This is a genomic window from Paenibacillus sp. MY03, from assembly GCF_002165585.1.
Classification (GTDB): Bacteria; Bacillota; Bacilli; order Paenibacillales; family Paenibacillaceae; genus Pristimantibacillus; species Pristimantibacillus agaridevorans.
Genome location: NZ_MXQD01000021.1, coordinates 1 through 18,720 on the forward strand (window position 1 = coordinate 1; position 18,720 = coordinate 18,720).

14 protein-coding genes are annotated in these 18,720 nt (G+C 49.9%); 3 read left to right on the forward strand and 11 right to left on the reverse strand.

Annotation, left to right across the window (positions count from 1 at the left end; genetic code table 11):
* Positions 1-271: 271 nt before the first annotated feature.
* The 9 genes from B1748_RS19035 to B1748_RS19075 form a co-directional block, all read right to left on the reverse strand.
* Positions 272-1,342 carry a Gfo/Idh/MocA family protein gene (locus tag B1748_RS19035; protein WP_087569526.1) on the reverse strand — a complete coding sequence of 357 codons (1,071 nt, stop codon included), beginning with the start codon at positions 1,340-1,342 and terminating at the stop codon, positions 272-274.
* A gap of 50 nt (positions 1,343-1,392) precedes the next feature.
* A complete protein-coding gene (locus B1748_RS19040) occupies positions 1,393-2,256 on the reverse strand; it encodes a sugar phosphate isomerase/epimerase family protein (protein WP_087569527.1) in 864 nt (287 codons plus the stop codon).
* 89 nt (positions 2,257-2,345) lie between these two features.
* Positions 2,346-3,311 carry a Gfo/Idh/MocA family protein gene (locus tag B1748_RS19045; RefSeq protein WP_087569528.1) on the reverse strand — a complete coding sequence of 322 codons (966 nt, stop codon included), beginning with the start codon at positions 3,309-3,311 and terminating at the stop codon, positions 2,346-2,348.
* A gap of 40 nt (positions 3,312-3,351) precedes the next feature.
* Positions 3,352-4,185, reverse strand: coding sequence for a sugar phosphate isomerase/epimerase family protein (locus B1748_RS19050; protein WP_087569529.1), 834 nt, complete (start codon positions 4,183-4,185; stop codon positions 3,352-3,354).
* A gap of 5 nt (positions 4,186-4,190) precedes the next feature.
* Positions 4,191-5,072, reverse strand: coding sequence for a carbohydrate ABC transporter permease (locus B1748_RS19055; RefSeq protein WP_087569530.1), 882 nt, complete (start codon positions 5,070-5,072; stop codon positions 4,191-4,193).
* A 13-nt stretch (positions 5,073-5,085) separates the two neighbouring features.
* Positions 5,086-6,060 (reverse strand): ABC transporter permease, encoded by a 975-nt coding sequence (locus B1748_RS19060; protein WP_087569531.1) that lies wholly within the window; start codon positions 6,058-6,060, stop codon positions 5,086-5,088.
* Positions 6,061-6,085: 25 nt separating this feature from the next.
* Positions 6,086-7,693 carry an extracellular solute-binding protein gene (locus tag B1748_RS19065; RefSeq protein WP_256975770.1) on the reverse strand — a complete coding sequence of 536 codons (1,608 nt, stop codon included), beginning with the start codon at positions 7,691-7,693 and terminating at the stop codon, positions 6,086-6,088.
* Between the two features lie 160 nt (positions 7,694-7,853).
* Positions 7,854-10,181, reverse strand: a complete 2,328-nt coding sequence (locus B1748_RS19070; RefSeq protein WP_087569532.1) for a helix-turn-helix domain-containing protein — start codon at positions 10,179-10,181, stop codon at positions 7,854-7,856.
* 148 nt (positions 10,182-10,329) lie between these two features.
* The gene (locus B1748_RS19075) at positions 10,330-11,133 is read right to left on the reverse strand and encodes an acyltransferase domain-containing protein (protein ID WP_087569533.1); all 804 of its coding nucleotides are present in this window, start codon (positions 11,131-11,133) and stop codon (positions 10,330-10,332) included.
* Between the two features lie 198 nt (positions 11,134-11,331).
* Between B1748_RS19075 and B1748_RS19080 the strand changes: the two genes are divergently transcribed.
* Positions 11,332-13,671: a helix-turn-helix domain-containing protein gene (locus B1748_RS19080; RefSeq protein WP_087569534.1), complete on the forward strand. Its 2,340-nt coding sequence runs from the start codon at positions 11,332-11,334 to the stop codon at positions 13,669-13,671.
* Positions 13,672-13,689: 18 nt separating this feature from the next.
* Positions 13,690-15,252, forward strand: coding sequence for a type 2 periplasmic-binding domain-containing protein (locus B1748_RS19085; RefSeq protein ID WP_087569535.1), 1,563 nt, complete (start codon positions 13,690-13,692; stop codon positions 15,250-15,252).
* A gap of 15 nt (positions 15,253-15,267) precedes the next feature.
* Here B1748_RS19085 and B1748_RS19090 read toward each other — a convergent pair whose 3' ends face one another.
* Positions 15,268-16,152: an AraC family transcriptional regulator gene (locus tag B1748_RS19090; RefSeq protein WP_087569536.1), complete on the reverse strand. Its 885-nt coding sequence runs from the start codon at positions 16,150-16,152 to the stop codon at positions 15,268-15,270.
* A gap of 144 nt (positions 16,153-16,296) precedes the next feature.
* Here B1748_RS19090 and B1748_RS19095 point away from each other — a divergent pair, with 144 nt between their 5' ends.
* Complete coding sequence (locus B1748_RS19095) at positions 16,297-17,412, forward strand: glycoside hydrolase family 88 protein (protein ID WP_087569537.1); 1,116 nt, start codon at positions 16,297-16,299, stop codon at positions 17,410-17,412.
* Between the two features lie 154 nt (positions 17,413-17,566).
* Here the strand turns inward: B1748_RS19095 and B1748_RS19100 are convergent, their stop codons facing one another.
* A complete protein-coding gene (locus B1748_RS19100) occupies positions 17,567-18,718 on the reverse strand; it encodes an N-acetylglucosamine-6-phosphate deacetylase (protein WP_087569538.1) in 1,152 nt (383 codons plus the stop codon).
* Positions 18,719-18,720: the final 2 nt, after the last annotated feature.

Sequence of the window (18,720 nt, forward strand, 5' to 3'; positions counted from 1 at the left end):
CAATCTGTTAACTCTCTTGCTCTTCAACCGCATTAATTGAACACTCCCCTCAAATTTGTGAACCTTGGACAAGCCAATGACGCACCTGCTGCCTCGCTTCCACCCCCCTATGTAACCGCTTACTCGGCTAGTGTACTTGAACAGTCTCCCCCCTTGAAATGACCGGTATTTACGATTGGGTATCTGGATTTAAAATATTAAGAATAGCATATGCATCTTGCCTTGAGCCAAGCGGTTACATAGGCGCTTGATCCCCACTCCTTCTTATGCGCTAGTCCCATTTCAGCTTCACTTCGTTGCCGCTGCGCGAGGATTCATAGATCGCATCCATAATGACATTATTTATCCAGCCTGTTCGAGCCGATGTCAGCGGCTGCTTGCCTTCTGCGATACATTCCAGGAAATGACGGCAGAACCGGATTCGCTCTCCTTCATCGTCCTCGGGCACACGCAGCGGCAACTCGCTCGGCTGATCAAACTTTTCCGTAAGCAGCTTGCCATAATCCTGCCTGTAGCTTGCTCCGCCTTCAGTTCCCATCAGATGGATAAACGGCGTGTTGTCGGTATCCATATGAACCGCCCAGCTCACTTCAAGGGAAAGCGTGCTCCCGTCTTCCATCCGGATCAATGCGGTTGCGAAGTCTTCCACATCGTATATGCCTTTCCAGTTCGGAATTCCCCAGTCGCCAATACCTTTGCGCCTCGGTCCGAATTCCGCATATGTCGCTCCATACACGGATACCGGCTTTGGATTCCCCATCAGGTATAAGGCGAGATCCAGCATATGTACGCCGATGTCGATTAGCGGCCCGCCTCCGGATAGCTCGCTGCGGGTAAACCACGTTCCCCAGCCCGGAATCCCTTTGCGCCTGAACAGCCCTGTCTTGGCTGAATAAATACGGCCCAGTTCACCGCGGTCGATCTGCTCCTTAATCTGCATGGCAATAGACTCCCACCGCCTCTGATGACCGATCATCACGATGCGATCATACGCTTCGCTTGCTTTCAAGATTTGGCGCGCCGCTTCGCCATTAATGCCCATCGGCTTCTCCATTACGATATGTTTGCCCGCCTCCATGGCTTGAAGCGCAAGCGGCGCGTGGAATTGATTTGGAACGCAGATTACGATTGCATCCACATCGTCGCGAGCGATGAGCTCTTCTGTCGTCGCTATCGCATGTTTGATCCCATACTGCCTGGCCCTCTCCTGCGCAAGGGACAGCTTCGTATCTGTAATCGCTGTAATCTCGCATTGCTCCGGAAATTGCAAGAAACCTTTAATATGCTCGTTAGCTATATTGCCTGCGCCGATAATGCCGATATTCACCTTTCGAGACAACATTGCGCTCCCCTCCCTCGACTCGCTTCAGAAGCGAGTTGTTGTACACTCTTCTAAACCGCATTCCACATCTTTCGAGCGTTCTCCAATCCAATCGAAGTCCCATTCAAACAATCTTCGGCCCCTTCAAACTCAACAGAAAGGAAGCCGTCATAATCCGATTGCTTAATAATGCGCAGCACTTCCCGCATTTCGATATCCCCATTCCCGAGAATAGCCCCCCTGAGATAATCGCCGGTACGAGTCTTGAACCAGCCTTGACCCTGATCGCGATGGGAAGGGCGCCAATAAAAGTCTTTCAGATGAATCATCGAAGCATAAGGAACTGCGCGTCTAACAGCCGCAACCGAATTTTCGTCCGCGCACATAAAATTTCCAATATCCATGGTCAGTCGAAAGTTGGGACGGTCCACCTCATGAATAAGCCGCAGCACACGTTCGCTCGACTGTACATGGAAGCCATGATTCTCAATACTGGTCGTTATGCCTAACGGTGCTGCATAATCGGCAATGCGTCTGCATGCTTCCGCAATTCGGTCGATATCCGCTTCGAAATGAGCGGGGGTCGTCTCTTCCCGGACTCTCCAGGCAGCGTCATGACGCATACGCGATACGCCCAACCGAAAAGCGATGTCCACCTCGCGGAATGCCTGCTCGATCTGGCGCTCCAGATTCTCCTTATCCCCTTCGATGAAATTGCCGCCGACAGCATAATTGGACACAACCAGCCCTAATTGTGCCGCGTGGTCGCGAATACGTTCCGGAAGTCCGGGTTCCTCCATATCGATGTAATCCCCTGGCGCAATTTCAACGTGTACGCCCCCTTGAGCGGCAATCCAATCCATTACCTGGAAGATATTCATTTGATTCGCTCGCAATAGTCTGGCCATGCTGTATGAGGTGACTCCCAGTTTCATCTATTTCCTTCCTCTCTGTTTGTTCAGTGCAAGACAAGATACGGGGGAACGCGATTCTCATCGTCCGTTCCCCCGTATCAAAGAATCCATTACAACAAGACAATCGGCTGACCGCTAAGCGCCGATTCATTCGCGGCTAACGTGACATCTACGGTTTTTAACGCATCGTCATACGTAGAGAGGATCAAGCTGCGGTCGCCGGTGCGAATGGCTTCGATGAAGGCGTCGTCCTGCGTTTTGTGGGCGCTCCCGGACACGCTCCCATAAGTGGTCGTCTCCTCGCCTTCCAGAATCGTCAGCTTGCGGCCCGCTAAAGTCAGCTTGAAATCCCGTCCCAATACTTCGATAGCACTGCTCCAATCCGACTGAATGCAAGAAGTGTCGATATGGCCCACCGCTCCAGATTCAAAGTCCAGACAGACCGTAGCTACCGATGGAATGGTTGTGCCGGGTTTATGCTCAAGCAACCCGAATTTCATGCGGGCGTATACAGACTTCACATCTCCGGCCAAATAACGAGTTATATCCACCGTATGGGTCGCTTGTTCTACCAATTGGCCGCCCGACTTCGCCATGTCGCGCCACCAAGGCGTTTCCACGAACCCGCTCAAGTAATGAGCGCGAACCATTCCGATCTCCTTGTTGCTCAAATAATGTCTGGCTTGCTGAGCTACATCTAGATAACGCAGGCAATACCCTGTTGCGACCAATACTCCTGCTTGACGAATCGTGTCCGCTTTGGAGCGAATGACCTCTCTATCCAGGCCCAGCGGTTTCTCCACCAGCAAGTGGATACCTCTGCCAGCGGCCTTCTCCTCAAGGTCGGCATGAGCGAACGGCGGTACGCAGATGAACAATGCATCCGGCTTCTCCCGATCGAGCATAAGATCAACATCGCTATATGCCTTCAGCCCATACGTCTCTGCGGCTCTCTCCGCACGTTCCGGCACGACATCGCAAGCCGCCACGACTTCGGCATGCTCATTGTCGCTCAGCGCCTTCAGATGTGTCTCCGCAATCCCGCCTACACCCACAAATGCTACACGCACTGCCATTTTTTTCTCCCCCTGCGCTATACTTTTGTCCAATGTTTTATCAGCGAGGCTCTCCGTGGATCAACACATCCAGATGGCGCGCCGTATCGTACACCGCTTGCAGCGGATAAGCCGAATAAGCTCCGATCTCTGCGGTGATTGTATCTGTATATCCAATATCCCTTAGCGCATTCATTACAAGCGGCCACTTCACATCCCCGGCCAGCAACGGCACAAAACCTTGCCCCGTTCCGACGGATCTTCGGAAGTCCTTGGCATGGACCTTTCTTATGCGCGACCCGAGTATCCGAATCCACTGCTCCGGATGACCGTACAACATGACATTGCCAATATCAAAATAAGCACCAATGGCATTCGATCCGAATCCATCAATGAACGCAGCCATCTCGGTAGGCGTCAATAGAAACTTGCTCCATACATTCTCAACAGCGATCGCAACGCCTAGTCGCTCCGCATGCGGCAATAAATAACCGAACGTCTCCACGCTCCGCTGTTCCAACAGCTCGTACGATGAAGCATCATCCGTACAATAACCGGCTACGGTGAGAATCGTATCCATCTCCAGCGCATGCGCTGTCTCCAGTTGCTTCAAGACAATATCTTGTCCTCTTCGGCGAGCCTCAGGCTGCGGAGCCGACAACGAATGATCCCACATGAGGCCGCAGGAGAGACTGCGCAATCGGATTCCGCTGGCATCAGCCAGTCGCCTTATCGTTGCCAGATCCGCCGGCGTCGAAGCCAGGTGCGGGCCAATCGCGCCATCAGGACCCAGGTTCAATTCAATCGCGTCATACCCGGCAAGACGAGCATGCTCGAATACGGACTCCATCTGCATATCTTTGGGGAAAGCCCAATGATTTATTGATTTCAACATCGCTTCTACTCCTTCAATGATCCAATCATTACGCCTTTAACAAAATACTTCTGAAGGAACGGATAGAGGATCAATATCGGCACCGTCGCAACCATGATCGTCGCGTATTTTATCGTTTGCGCCACCTGATGTCTGGAATCAGAAGGTACGCCGGTCAGCCATTCTTCCATATTGGTCGTCAGCAACACTTCCCGGAGCACAAGCTGCAGCGGGAATTTGCTTGCATCAGTCAAATAAATTAAAGCGCCGAAGTATGAATTCCAATGACCCACCGCGTAAAACAATGTCATTACGGCCAATACCGGCAACGAGAGCGGAATAATGACGCGGAACAAAATCGTGAAGTCGTTCGCCCCGTCGATTCGAGCCGATTCCTCCAGACTATAAGGTACGCCCTGGAAGGATGTCCGCATGACGATCAGGTTCCAGGTACTGATCGCTCCGGGAATAATAAGCGCCGCTCGAGTGTTATAGAGACCCAGATCATTAATTAATAGGTAGGTGGGTATTAGACCGCCGCCGAAAAACATCGTTATTACAATCATGATCATAATCTGCTTCTTAAGCATGACATTCCGTCTCGACAGGACGTACGCCCCCAAGCTTGTCATAAGCAGATTAAACGCCGAACCTACAACTACATAAAAAATCGTATTTCGATATCCGCTGATAATGCTGTCGTTCGATAACACAGTCTTATAGGCTTCAAGCGAAAACCCCTGCGGCATCCACATGATTCCGCGATGCCGCATCAGTTCCACCGCATCGCTGAGCGAAGCGAACAATACATATGCGAACGGATACAAGGTAGTGGCGATCAGCGCCAGCATGATTGCCGTATTCAATACATCGAAGGATAGTTCTCCCGCGCTGCGCTTTTTTCTCATTGAAATCTCCTCTTCACCACAGACTCGTCTCGGATACTCGCCTGCTGATATTGTTCGCCAGGATCAACAGCGCAAAGTTGATAACGGAGTTGAACAAAGATACCGCTGTGCTGAAACTGTAGTTGGCCTCCAGAATTCCCTTGCGGAATACATAAGTCGAGATTACGTCTGCCGTCTCGTAGGTGATCGGGTTGTATAACAGAATGATCTTCTCATGCCCCACGCTCATCATATAACCCATCTGCAAGATCAACATAATAATTACGATCGGCACGATACCTGGAATTGTAATATGCAGCGCTTGTCGGAAGCGCCCTGCGCCATCTACCGTCGCGGCTTCATATAATGTAGGGTCGATATTCGAGATCGCTGCAAGATATATAATCGTCGACCAGCCCAGTCCCTGCCAGATGCCGGAGCCGACATAAATCGTTCGGAACCATTCCGCCTTCTGCAAGAACGGAATCGCGTCTCCGCCGAGCAGCGTAATAAATTGATTGATTAGGCCGTCGCGCGCAACAAAGTCGGTTATCATGCCCGCAATAATGACTACTGAAATAAAATGTGGCAAATACGAAATCGTTTGAACTGTCCGTTTGAACCAGGATCTACGAATTTCATTCAGCAGCAATGCGAATAGAATCGGCATCGGGAAGCCGAATATCAATTCGTAGAAATTGATCATGACCGTATTTTTAATCAATCTCCAGAAGTAATAACTGTCAAAAAAATTCAGGAAATGCTTCAGCCCTACGAATGGGCTGTTAAGAAAACCAGCGCTTGGACTATAATCGCGGAATGCAATTTGTATTCCGTATATAGGAAAGTATTGAAAAATAATATAATAGGCAACGACGGGCAGCGCCATCAGATAAATATATTTGTTGCGCCGCAAATCGCGATGCAGTTGTCTCCAGTAAGGAGGCTGGGCGGCAATGCCGCCCGTCCCTCCTGAAGTTTCGATATTGTTCCGTTTGGATAGTTGCATAGTCTGTCTCCAATTCGAAGTGATATTAACGTTTCAGATAACGGTCATATGCTGCTTGTTGAATCGCGATCGCACGTTCTATTCCCATATCCTTCATCGTGGCGACAAATGCATCGAATTTGTCCAATGGTTCTATGCCCATAATGAATTTGTCAACCTTTTCGTTTACGAAAGTATTGATGTCATTCATGACGGAAGCATACTCGCTGCTTTCATCCGGAGTAAGCGTCAGTCTCGGCATGTGTTTCTTGTTCTCCGGCTTCATCCATGTTTCCAAGGAATGCAGACCATTGATGTTGGACGCCGATTTTTGTTCCATAATGCGCTTGTCCTGGACGAATGGACCGTAAGCTCCGGACAAGGTTGCTCTTCCCATAAGTTGCGCATCGGTCAATACGGCTTCGTTAAACGTTGGTACACCGTTAACCATTTCATAGGTCATGCCTTCAATCCCGAAGTTGAACAGCGTGCTGCCTTCCGGACCGTAGTTGAAGTCAAGCCATTGCACAATGGCAGGAACATTCTTGGCGGATGTCGTAATCGCCGCGCCATTGCCTGTGTAATACGGATCTTGATGACCGATGATCGGCCGTGTTCCTTTGGTAACTACAGGATAAGGAGCCGCTTTTATCTCGAACGTAGGATGCGAATCCTTCATTAGCGCATTGTACTTGCCTACCGTATACTGGACGAAGGTTCCGAGCTGGTCGCCTGTCAGCTTGGCGTCGCGCAGCTTGTTGTCGGTTGTCAGATAGTCCTGATCGATAAGTCCCTCGGAATACCACTTGTTCAACAACGTAATATAGTCCTTGAATTGCGGCGTGTACCAGCTGTGTTTCACGACTCCGTCTTCCTGAATAAACCCATTTGTAATGCCATAAGCCGACTGGAAACCTAATTGGCTCCATTTGTAGAAGAGCGGAATCTCATCCGGTTTCCCGTTCTGGTTCGGATCGTCGTTCTTGAATGCCGTCAATACGGTATGCCATTCATCCAGCGTCTCCGGCATCTCCAGCTTCAGATTGTTCAGCCAGTCCTGACGAAGCGTAATGCCCATGAACGTCAGCAAGTACGGATCTCCCCGATAAAACGGGAAGGCATAGATCGTACCGTCGTCCGTGCTAATATTTTTGCGCATCTCCGGGTTATCCGCCAGCAGCTTCGACAAGTTCGGAGCGTAGTCCTCAATATATTCGTTCAAACGAATAATTTTTCCATCCTCAATAACCTTGTCCGGTCCGCCAGTCAACGCTATCCAGCCCGTCTCTATAACATCCGGCAAGTCGTTCGAGGCCATCATAAGTCTGAAGGACTCGTCGGCCTGCGGATGAATAAACTCCACCTTCACCCCGGTCAGCTCTTCTTTCTTTTTGTAAGCCTCATGTTCGCCCAGGTTTTTGATCGATGCCGCCGCTTGACTGTTCAGATAAACCCAATAGGACAGCTTATCCAGCTTCTCTACTGGTGGAGTTGCGGTTTGAACCGGCTCCGATGGTTTGGCCGACGAGCTGGCACTCGGCGATGCGGTTGACGAGCCCCCTCCGTTTGTACTGCTGCAGCCTATTAGGGCTGCGGTTAATAGAAGTGCTACCCCTGTGCGCATGCTGTATTTCATGCTGACCTTCCCTTTCATGTTTCGTCCTCCTTCATCCTTCAGCATATTGTAGGGAGCCGATTGTGCTGCGCTTCCCTCGACATCATCATGCCTTATCGCTTGTCAGTTGAATATGCTCCATCCTTCCGATTCATAGGTCGGATTTCACTTGAGGATGTTCTACATTTAAGCCCCAATCCTAATCCTTCATATATTCACGATATTTCCCCGGAGTGACGCCCATATATTTCTTGAAGATGCGGATTAGTCCAGCATCCTTGGCATAACCGACCAATTCGGCTATCCGGTTCAGACTGAGCGATGGATCCTGCAGCAAGCGCTTCGCTTGCTCCACTCGAATCCGTGCCATGTAGTCGGCCAGGTTAATGCCCTTGTGTTTCTTGAAGAAGCTGGACAGGTACTGCGGACTTAAGTTGAATCGTTCGGCAATCATATTCAGGCTCAGGGAATTATCCGAGTAATGTTCATCGATGAATGCCGAGATTTGATCGACCAGCACGGCGCCTGGATCACGTTGACCTGCTATTACGCTGTCGCAGATTTCCTGATAGATAACCCGGATCTGCTCTTGCATCTCGACAAGCGTCGAACAATCGGTCAGCCTGCGCAGCGGATCGAAGTCATCCACTAGAAAATGCTGCACACGCTCTGAAGTATCATTCCAAATCTTGATCATCGTGCTCATCATATCGAAGTAAAGCAGCTTGCCCATCTCCAGAGAGATGTGCTTGGATTGGAAATTCATCTGCTCGATATGTTTCATTAATCGATCTGCTTGTTCAAAGTCCCCTGAACGAATCGCATTCGCCAGTTGCATCTCTATCTCCATCGGATAATAATACCTTGCTTGATCGCGCATTTGATCAATTTCCTGATAATAAGTCACGCTGCTCTTGCCTTTGACGATTCGGTATTCAAGCGCTTCCAACGCTTCCGCATAACAGGAGGCTATCTCCCGATAATGCTGCCGAATTCCGCTGATGCCGATACTTAATACAATGTTGAATCTGCTCTCAATGACATTCTTTAATTCATCAATAACGGTCTCCATGTATTTCAATCCTTCTTGCTCTTCCTCCACATGCAGATTAACGAGCAGAACAAGTCTGCTGAGCTCCGTCTCTACGGCATGAGCCACGCCTCTGCGACCCAATAATTCCTGACTGATGTTGGATATAATGAACCTAATCATAGCCCATTGCTGCTCGGCATTAGCAAGCTTGATCTGTCGGAAGTCATCTACATTAATAATGACGACGGAAAACCACTCCGATTCGAACCGGAATCCCATGAAACGAAGCGATTCCTCGTTCAACGTTCCCGTATCGACGATGCCATTGAGCAATCGATTCAGAAAGTTGGATTGAATTAACGGAACCTGCTGATCCACAACGACCTTCAGCGCTTCCTCCGACCTCCATGATTGGGACAATGTTTCTTCAATCAGGGAAAATTCCGGTTTAATCTTGTTGCGATCATCGCTGTCCCGCTTCAGAATCGAAGAGACCAAATTATGAATCGGACTGTACAATCGCTTGGCCAGTAGATAAGCCCCTAACAATCCGAATAATATGCATATACCCAGCAACGTTAAAGCCCAGATCTCGGCGCGATTGACCTTGGCCATCATCACGGAATGAGGAACTAACGATATATATTGCCACCCCGTCTCCTTCGAAACGTATTTCGTCGCCATTAAACGCTCGCCGCCCACGCTGTCCGGATATTCCATAAATTTACCTTCAACTAACTTGTCCAGATCCAAATCAGCTTCATTGATGTGTTCGTCCTCACCGGAGCGTACCAGCAGCCGTCCTTCTTTGTCGGCGACAAAAATTCTGGCTTTATTCGCGCTTTCCAGATTGGACAACATCATTCGAATCTGTTCGGCGTCGATCAGAATAACAACCGCCCCTTCAGATGGTCTCTGGGTTCCGATCGGAATCGAATGGCGATAGGTAATTAACCGCCCGTTTCCTCCAGTCGATTTTCCCGCGACGTTCATTGCCGGCAGAAACTCGGCTTGATCGCTGCTGCTTCTAAGAAACGTCAGCCAGTCCTCCTCGCTTAACTCTTCATATTTATAATAGAATTGATAGAAGTCGCTGGCATCGCTTCTCACGTACGGCGTAACGACAGTATCTTGTTTATTGAAATATACATATCGATCCTGAATGAAGCCATTGGTTATGAAATGAAAAGACAATGTGTCCATGATCTCCTTGTACTGGAATACAGAGAGCGCTCCTGACGTCTCATTGCGCGAGAACATATGAATGATCTTCGGATGGAAGGAGATTTGAATAGCCAACTGTTCAACCTCATGCAGCCGACTGTCGATCATGAGACTTATTTGCCTCAACATCGCATTGCTCGAATTCTGCACATCCTCTTTGATTACCGCGTTCATGTTGTGATACAACACGGTCGTCAGCGCTGTCGGAAACATCAACATTAGAAGAAAAGCCAAAAACATCGTTAAAAAAAAATTCGTTTTTCTACTCATGCTTATCCCCCTCTTACATTTGCATCCTGTATCTCAATCATACTTCCGACAATCGCAGAGTCGGAATGTTGAATATTTAAGATGGGTGCTCTAATATTAATTTGGCGCGGCCGGAATGAAAAAAAGCCCGCCTCTGGTAGAGACAAGCTTAAAGTTTAATGCCGCTTGCCGCCCCCAGCCTGTGACCGGCGAGCAAGTAACGTTTTGCGCTCCGTTGCAGTTCAGTCGACTCCGGGTACGCCGAATAATCGGAGAGCGTCTCCTGAAATATACGTTCCTCGGCTTGACGCGAATCAGGATTATGCTTATAAATCGAGAACTGGCGCTGAAACTGCAACAGGTTGGAATCGCTCTTCAAAATATCTTGAAGCCTCGGCTCCAATATCCAGCTATGGCATACAAACACGGGTTCCATTCCTCGGAAGAAACGACGGGCAAGCTCGAACGACGCTTCAACCTTATCAGCGGCAAGCGGCTCGCCTGCGGGGATGTGAACATTCAACACGATCTGATTCTCGTATATTTTCTTCCCTTCAACAACAACATCTGACTTCATCGCATAGGGGTGAAATTGCAGCCTTCCCAGTCGGAAGAGTCTCAGACGCAAGTGCTCCTTAAACCATCGATATTCCTGCAAGCCATATTCTCCGTATTGCCTCTTGCACTCCATGCACCAAATGCGTAGATCCGAGAAGGTATCATAATAAATGGTATCGTCGATCTCTCTTCTCTTATACTCTTCATACAGATCAACCGCAAAGCGGATGAACAGATAGAGAAAGCGGGCCCTGAAACCCGGACGGTTCTCCTCTTCTTCAAAAAAAGACATATAGTCGCTGCCAAAATGCCGCTTGGCGTTCTCATAGAGGGTCGCATCCATCTCGTATTCAAGCACCTGCCGCACAACGTGGGAGGGAAGCTGAATGCCATTGCATAATCGTTCGATATTCATTGAAAGGCTCTCCTTGTACCGACTTCTCGCTTTTTGTTGGATTATACCACTGTAGCAGACCTAATGAATATGCCCTATAGTTAAGAAGTGTGATCCGAAATCAACAATTGGATTGATGCGCCTTCTGGCTTTAAAAGCTAAAGTTGTCTATAATTAAGCACGACAATGTATGAGTGATCATGTATTGGAGGTCGATATATGCGCATCAAAAAGAAGCTGTTTTTGACCTTGTTTATGTCCTTCACTCTGGTGCTGTTGTTTCCCATTCTGGCCGAGACGGCGTTGTATCACGGCATGCAGTCGATGATCAGAGAAGATGCCGATCGTTCCAATCAGGCGATGCTGCATCAGATTCAATTAATGGTCGACGGAAAGCTGCGCGAGGCCGAGCAGCTAGCCACACAACTATCATTGCATCCAAGAGTCCAGCTTATGGTCAAGCGTATGCATGATCAGGCGGCGCCTACTGTCTATGAATACAAACAATTGCTGGATACGCTCAACCTCTATAAACCGTCCACCGATTTCATATTGGATTACTATATCTACCTCCGCGAGCAGGATACCGTGGTATCGCCGTACACCAAAGCTGATTCGGCGACATTCTACGCCAACTATTACAAATACGAAACCGCAACGGAACAAGATTGGCTGAACAACTTGCAGAAGGGCGGCTCCGATCATTATTATATGCCCGCTCTGCCGGTTATTCAGAAACCAACGTTAGCCTCCGAACAGTTAATTACGTATATTCGCCCTCTCCCAGTCGGCGAAAGCGGCGAGGCGAGCGGCGCGTTGGTCCTGTTGATCAAGGAACAACGTATCAAGGAGATGTTGGAGGATCCCGATGATGTGCAGCAAACGAGTTTTCTAATCACTGATCATAGCGGCCAGATCATCGCCTCGACAGTTGCCGGATCGCTGGTTGACGAAACATTGCGCAAGCTCGATACGATTGACAGCAAGAAGAAACTCTCCTTTAAGATTCAGGAAGACACGATGCGGGTCGCAGCGATCCAGTCGGAGCAATCCGGCTGGCGTTATATCTCTTTGTCGCCCGAATCGGTATTCATGCAACGGGTGACCACCGTACAAACCTGGGCATTGTGGTTGCTCTTGTTTTGTCTTGTGTTTGGACTGATAGGTTCATTCCTGTTCGCTAAGCATTATTACTCCCCGTTGAAGAGATTGCTCCTGTCAATTTCTTCGAATCGGAGTATAGAGCCAAGATCCGCTGACGGCGAGTATCGATTTATTGAAGACACGCTGCAGCAATCCTGGCATTCGGAGAAACAGATAAAAGATATCCTTGTTAAACAAAAGCCTGCCATTCAATCCAACTTTCTTCATCAATTTATTAAAGGGCTGACAGCCGCGGACGCGATCCATCAGGATTCGCTGGCAAGTATGGGTATACATTTCGAATCAGATGTCTTTACAGTCATCCTGATAGAGGTGGATGATCCCGGCAAGTTCTCGCATGTCGAGGGAGAACGTCAGCGTTCTGCTGTTCGTTTCGTCGTCGCCAATGTAAACCGGGAGCTCATTGCGCGACATCATCTTATGTATGACGTGGAGCTCGACAGAAACAGGCTGGCGCTCTTGGTCAACGTACATCCGAATCGACTGTTGCATGCGTTCTCCGATATTAAAGCGGCCGTTGAGCAATCAAAAAGCTTTATCGAAGAATCATACGGGATATGCACCAGCATCGGCATCGGAGATATTCATTCCGGCGATGTTGGAGCCAGTTATGCGGAAGCGCTGCTGGCTCTCGATTTCCGCCTTGTCAAGGGGAGACGACGCATCACTCACTTTAGAGAAATCCCTTACAATGAGCAGCAATATTATTATCCTATAGAGATTGAGCTGCAGATCATGAACGCTGTCAAGACCGGGAATTTTAGTAGTGTCTCTCAACTGCTGGATCACATTTATGATATGAACTTCGAATCAAAGCCTCTATCGCTTCAGATGGGCAAGTTTCTAGCCTTTAATATGATGAGCACGTTAATGAAAATTTGGAATGCTTCGCCCGAACGTTTCGAGAACGTATTCGGGAACCAGTTCAATCCGCTCGGAAGTCTTGTGAATTGCGGTTCGCTTATGGAGTTGCATGAACAGGTCAAAGACATATACCAAACGATCTGCGAAGCCGTGCTGGCGGATAAACAAGATCCCGGTGTTATCCTGGTGGACAAAATTATAGAGTACATCGAGCTCCATTATTCCAATAATTCATTAGGACTGAATACGATTGCAGACTACTTTAAGCTGACTCCCCCCTACCTGTCGGGATTGTTCAAGAAACACCAGGGACACAACGTGTCCGACTTTATTATGCGCCTGCGCGTGGACAAGGCCAGGGAACTTCTGCTCGGCGATCAACTGATGCTTCATGAGGTGGCGCATCGTGTCGGCTATGCCAACGCCGCGGGTTTCATTCGGGTGTTCAAAAAATACATGGGCGTTACGCCGGGCAAATATCGGGAGCATATGACACAAACAGCACAACAGAATGCTGCGGTTGAATCTTAGAAACGAGGAGACATGTGTATGGCTTTGAGTCGCGGTCTGACAAAGATAGCAGGTTTGGCAACCCTGATTGCGCTAGCTGTAACGCTCGCTTCATGCAGAAGCGGTGAATACGACTATCAAAATTATGGTATCGACGCGTTTGAAACCGCTCCCCTGAAATCGTTAACCTACTACACTTTCCTCAATTCAAAAACGGCAGCCTCATTGAAAAACTTGGGAGATCACGAAGCGTACAAAAAGAAACAAGAACTTACCGGAGTCGATGTACAATTCATTCATCCGGAGCATGATTATTCCTTTCAGTTATTATTAACATCCCATGATCTGCCGGATATCATCGAAGCCGGATGGATATCCCTTCCAGGCGGCCCCGAGAAATATCTGTCCGACGGCAAGATCATTCGGCTGAATGAATATATTAATCAGTACGCGCCCAACTTCAGCAAGCTGCTGAATGATCATCCCGAATACAGAAAGCTGATATCGACGGATGACGGCAGCATCTATGCTTTCCCCTTCCTGCGCGGCGACCCTTTCCTGCAGACTTTCAGAGGTTTGGCCATCCGCAAGGATTGGCTTGACAACTTAAGCATGAACATACCCGAGACTATTGATGAATGGCATGCTGTGCTGACGGCCTTCAAGGAACAGGATCCGAACCGTAACGGCAAGGCCGATGAAATTCCATTGTCAATCAGATGGGAAGATCTCGGTTTTTTATCCGCATGGGGAATTAAACGAGATTTTTATCAAGTGGATGGAGGAGTCAAATACGGATTAATTGAACCGGAATTCAGGCAATATATCGCCACATTAAAGCTATGGTATGACGAAGGTCTTATTGATCCCGAATTTATGGTAACGGACAACAGGCTTAGAGCCGTGAAGTTGACGGCCGATACTCTTGGCTCTCAATACTCTTATACGATCGGGAGAGAAAATGAATCAATGAAAGGGATTCATCCCACCTTCGAGATGATTGCCGCGCCAAATCCTGTATTGAACAAAGGCGATAAGCCGTTGATCGGACAACAGGACCCGATGTATACAGGCTACGGCGCGGCAATTACAACCTCGGCAGACGATATTCCCGGACTTGTGCGGTGGATGGATTTCAATTACGGGGAGGAGGGCGGACTACTGTTCAACTTCGGCGTCGAAGGCGAAAGCTACACAATGATGGACGGCTACCCGACGTTCAAGCAGACCATCTGGGAGGATGCCGCAGAACTTGATCGTTATATATTATCCTCCTCCTACGGACCGTTTGTTCAAGACAAACGCTGGATGGAACAGAAAGCAGACCGATTGAAGAATGGAAGAAACTCTCTGGAAACCTGGATGAACGCGGACAACAACCGCCATCTGCCTCCATTGTCGCCAAACGAGAAGGAGCGTTCGGAATTGGATACGATTATGAGCGACATCAACCTGTATGCTGCGGAGGCGCTCAATAAATTTATTCTGGGCGTGGAGCCATTGGAACATTACGACCAATTCTTGATCACGCTGAAACAGATGGGGATTGAGCGAGCAATTGCCATTCAACAAGCTGCATTAGATCGGTTTCACAACAGGTAGCGAGCTTGCTGCACGTTACCTCTCTTCCCGTTCCCGGCTTCGGTGATGCTTCCGATACTGCGACGGCGTACAACCAATCCAACGTTTGAACTGCTCGGCGAAATGGGAAGCGATCGGCCAGCCAACCCTAGCACCCACCTCGGCTATTGACAACCGGTTGTCTAGAAGCAAGCGGCATGCCTCCTTGCTCCGCAGCGCCATCACATACTCCGTTACCGTCCGTCCCGTCTCCGATTTGAATAGACGAGAGATATAATATTTCGATAGATGCAGTTCCTCCGACAGTCGCTCCAGCTCAAAGGCGTCCGTGTAATGCTCCTCGATCCACTGCAGAATCGTCTCGGCATGCGATAATTTCATCGGCGCGGCCGTATCGATTGAGATCGCGCGTTGCCCGATTTCCATTTGCAAATATTGCAGAAGCTGAGCGACAAGGCTCGCGTAACGTTCAGCTTTCGTACGCAAGTCGCTGCTCAGATGCTCGTTGTAGAATCGGACATTCGCTTCAATCGGATAACGGGCGATCATATCCGGGAACGCCTGCTCCTGCAGATCGCCTTTCCATATATACGTCAGCGTCTGCGCCAGATGCTTGTAAGGTTTCAGATAAGGGAGCAGCGCGGACGGATCAAATTCCAGCAAGGATCGGACATAGGGCTGATTCTCCGAAGGAAGCGCACGCACATGATGCAATTGATGGGGTTGAAAGATAAACACGGAGCCGGGCCGAATCGGATACACATGCTTGGGCAGAATCACGGAGCCCTGCCCTTCGTGAATGATTAAAATTTCGATACCGGAGTGACTATGGAAGAAGCCTCGGTAATCCGGCTCTGCCTCCGCCAGAAAACGCCCATGGAACGGATTGGATTGAAAGTCGATCGTCGCCAGCCGATTCATCGTTTCACCTCACTTCGTGTGCGAGTTCAAACGCCTAGAAGGCAATATACCTGTATTTTCGAACAATTGGACTGTACTCCGCCGCACTTTGCTTTGGTACGCTAACAAGGAAGAAATCAACTACATCAAGCAAAGAGGTGCGCTATGTGGAACCTTGCAATGGAAGACGCCGTTGCGAAAACTCGCAGCAATATTGGGCGGTTTGGCCCCTTATTCCCCCATGTAAGCAATAATGATGTGTATGCCCTCAATGATAACCGCGCATGGACTGCCGGCTTCTGGCCCGGCATGTTGTGGCTGTGTTACGAGTATACGAAGGATGAGACGTTCCTGACTGCCGCTCGCAATACGACGGAAAGCTTCCGCGATCGGCTCGCGCAAAGAAAGGCGCTTAATACCCATGATATTGGGTTCCTGTACACCTTATCCGCGAAGGCGCATTGGATCGTCCTGGAGGACGAATTCGCGAAACAGATGACGATTGACGCAGCCGATCTCCTGCTCGCGCGTTTTCGTCCGCAGACAGGGATCATCCAGGCCTGGGGATCCGAAGGGGACGAAGAGTACGGCGGCAGAATGATTATCGATTGTATGATGAATCTTCCTTTGCTCTATTGGGCCAGCGAGATCACCGGAGATCGCCGATACAGCGATGCGGCCGTCCAGCACGCCGACAAGAGCCGCCGCTTCCTCATTCGCGGCGACGATTCCTCCTATCACACCTTCTACTTCAATCGGGAAACCGGGGACGCCATCCGGGGCGGCACTCACCAGGGATATGCAGACGGCTCCACCTGGACTCGCGGACAAGCATGGGGCATATACGGCTTCGCCCTGTCTTATCGTTACACCCGGAATCCGCTCTATCTCGAAACCTCGCTGAGAATGGCCCGTTATTTCCTCGAACGTCTGCCTGAGGACTTTGTCGCCTACTGGGACTTCGACGCTCCCGTTAACGCCGATACAAAACGCGACAGCTCGGCGTCGGCCATTACAGTCTGCGGCATATTGGAGCTGCTTGGGCATCTTCCGATCGATCACGCCGAGCGCGATTTCCTTGAGGATGGCGTACATTGCTCAATGACGGGACTGATTCGGCATTATTCAACCATCGGTAAGCCTGACGCGCAAGGCTTGCTGGAGCGGGGCTCCTACAGTGTAAGAGGCGGAGCTTCGCCGGATGATTATATGATCTGGGGCGACTATTATTATATGGAAGCCCTCATGCGTCTGGAGCAAGGACATCCGGCTTATTGGTAATTGCCGCGCCCAGCAATTAGGAGACTATATCATTCTCAAACAGCGTTCCTGCAAAAATCGAGTAAGCTGCTGTAATGGGCATATTGGTGCAAAGAACCGTTCCTCCCGGGAGACGGTTCTTTGTGCGTGCGGCTGCCTGGAGGTCTTCTCCGACTCAGCCCTTATAGCGGGACACTCCTTGAGAAATCGTTTCTCTCACACGAAACCAGTTCGATTCCTCGGAATCGTAGAGAATAAAGTCCGCCGGCGCTCCCGGCGTCAGAGAACCTGCGCCATCCTGCGCCAATCCGAGCAAGTCGGCCGCATGCGTGGAAGCCATCTCGATCGCCTCGCCGATGGAGCCGATCCCGAATCTTGCAATATTGGCCACGCCTTCGTTCAACGCAAGCGCGGACCCGGCGAATATATCGGGCGTTGCCGCCAGAAACAGCCTTCCGTTCTCATCCTTAATAACTTCGTTGACGCCATATTGATAAATGCCCGGAGAGGCTCCCTCCAGCATATTGGTATCGCTGACGAGAATCGCCTTCTCCCCTTTTGCCCGAATCATCGATTTGAGCGTGGACGGCGGCAAGTGGAAGCCATCCGCAATCAACCCCGCCCATAATCGGTCCTCCGCCATCTGCGCCCATATATAGTTCGGGTGCCTCTTCAACACGGGATGGGCTCCGTTCCCGAGATGGGTCGACATCGTAGCTCCCGCCTCAACAGCCATTCCAATCTGTTCTTCCGTCGCGGCCGTGTGGCCGATTGCAGCAATGATGCCGCGCTCCGTCAACTTGCGAATAAACTCGATCGCGCCTTTGCGCTCCGGCGCCACCGTCACCTTGCGCAGACGGCCTTTGGCAGCGGCCTCCCACGCCAGGAATTCGTTCCAATCCGGATCTCTCATTACTTTGGCGGCATGCATCCCCCTTGGTCCGTCCTCAGTGGACAGATACGGACCTTCCATATGAATGCCGACTATCGCATAGTCGGTCATCGCATCCGCTTCGCAAGCCTGCACCAATCTGGCAACACGAGACAAGGCCTCTTCCTGCGAGCAAGACGTAACGGTCGGGAGAAACCTGGCCACTCCGCATGTATGCAAATAACGCACGCTCTCCATAATCGCCTCGACCGTTGTAATGGATCCATTGTAATTGACGCCATGAATGCCGTTCACTTGCAAATCCATTAGCGCCGGCGCTATCCATACGTCAGCATGCTCCCCTGCCGTCTCTTCGACGGCAAGAATGCGTCCAGATTCCACGCGAAGCTCAACCGCCTTGCCTGTTTTCCAATGTTTCCCGATCCAGCTTTGCATCG

Coding starts and splice junctions, on each gene's coding strand:
- B1748_RS19095 (WP_087569537.1), top strand. CDS start 16,297: ATGTGGAACCTTGCAATGGAAGACGCCGTTGCGAAAACTCGCAGCAAT.
- B1748_RS19055 (WP_087569530.1), bottom strand. CDS start 5,072: ATGAGAAAAAAGCGCAGCGCGGGAGAACTATCCTTCGATGTATTGAAT.
- B1748_RS19040 (WP_087569527.1), bottom strand. CDS start 2,256: ATGAAACTGGGAGTCACCTCATACAGCATGGCCAGACTATTGCGAGCG.
- B1748_RS19070 (WP_087569532.1), bottom strand. CDS start 10,181: ATGAGTAGAAAAACGAATTTTTTTTTAACGATGTTTTTGGCTTTTCTT.
- B1748_RS19100 (WP_087569538.1), bottom strand. CDS start 18,718: ATGCAAAGCTGGATCGGGAAACATTGGAAAACAGGCAAGGCGGTTGAG.
- B1748_RS19045 (WP_087569528.1), bottom strand. CDS start 3,311: ATGGCAGTGCGTGTAGCATTTGTGGGTGTAGGCGGGATTGCGGAGACA.
- B1748_RS19080 (WP_087569534.1), top strand. CDS start 11,332: ATGCGCATCAAAAAGAAGCTGTTTTTGACCTTGTTTATGTCCTTCACT.
- B1748_RS19065 (WP_256975770.1), bottom strand. CDS start 7,693: ATGAAAGGGAAGGTCAGCATGAAATACAGCATGCGCACAGGGGTAGCA.
- B1748_RS19090 (WP_087569536.1), bottom strand. CDS start 16,152: ATGAATCGGCTGGCGACGATCGACTTTCAATCCAATCCGTTCCATGGG.
- B1748_RS19075 (WP_087569533.1), bottom strand. CDS start 11,133: ATGAATATCGAACGATTATGCAATGGCATTCAGCTTCCCTCCCACGTT.
- B1748_RS19060 (WP_087569531.1), bottom strand. CDS start 6,060: ATGCAACTATCCAAACGGAACAATATCGAAACTTCAGGAGGGACGGGC.
- B1748_RS19085 (WP_087569535.1), top strand. CDS start 13,690: ATGGCTTTGAGTCGCGGTCTGACAAAGATAGCAGGTTTGGCAACCCTG.
- B1748_RS19050 (WP_087569529.1), bottom strand. CDS start 4,185: ATGTTGAAATCAATAAATCATTGGGCTTTCCCCAAAGATATGCAGATG.
- B1748_RS19035 (WP_087569526.1), bottom strand. CDS start 1,342: ATGTTGTCTCGAAAGGTGAATATCGGCATTATCGGCGCAGGCAATATA.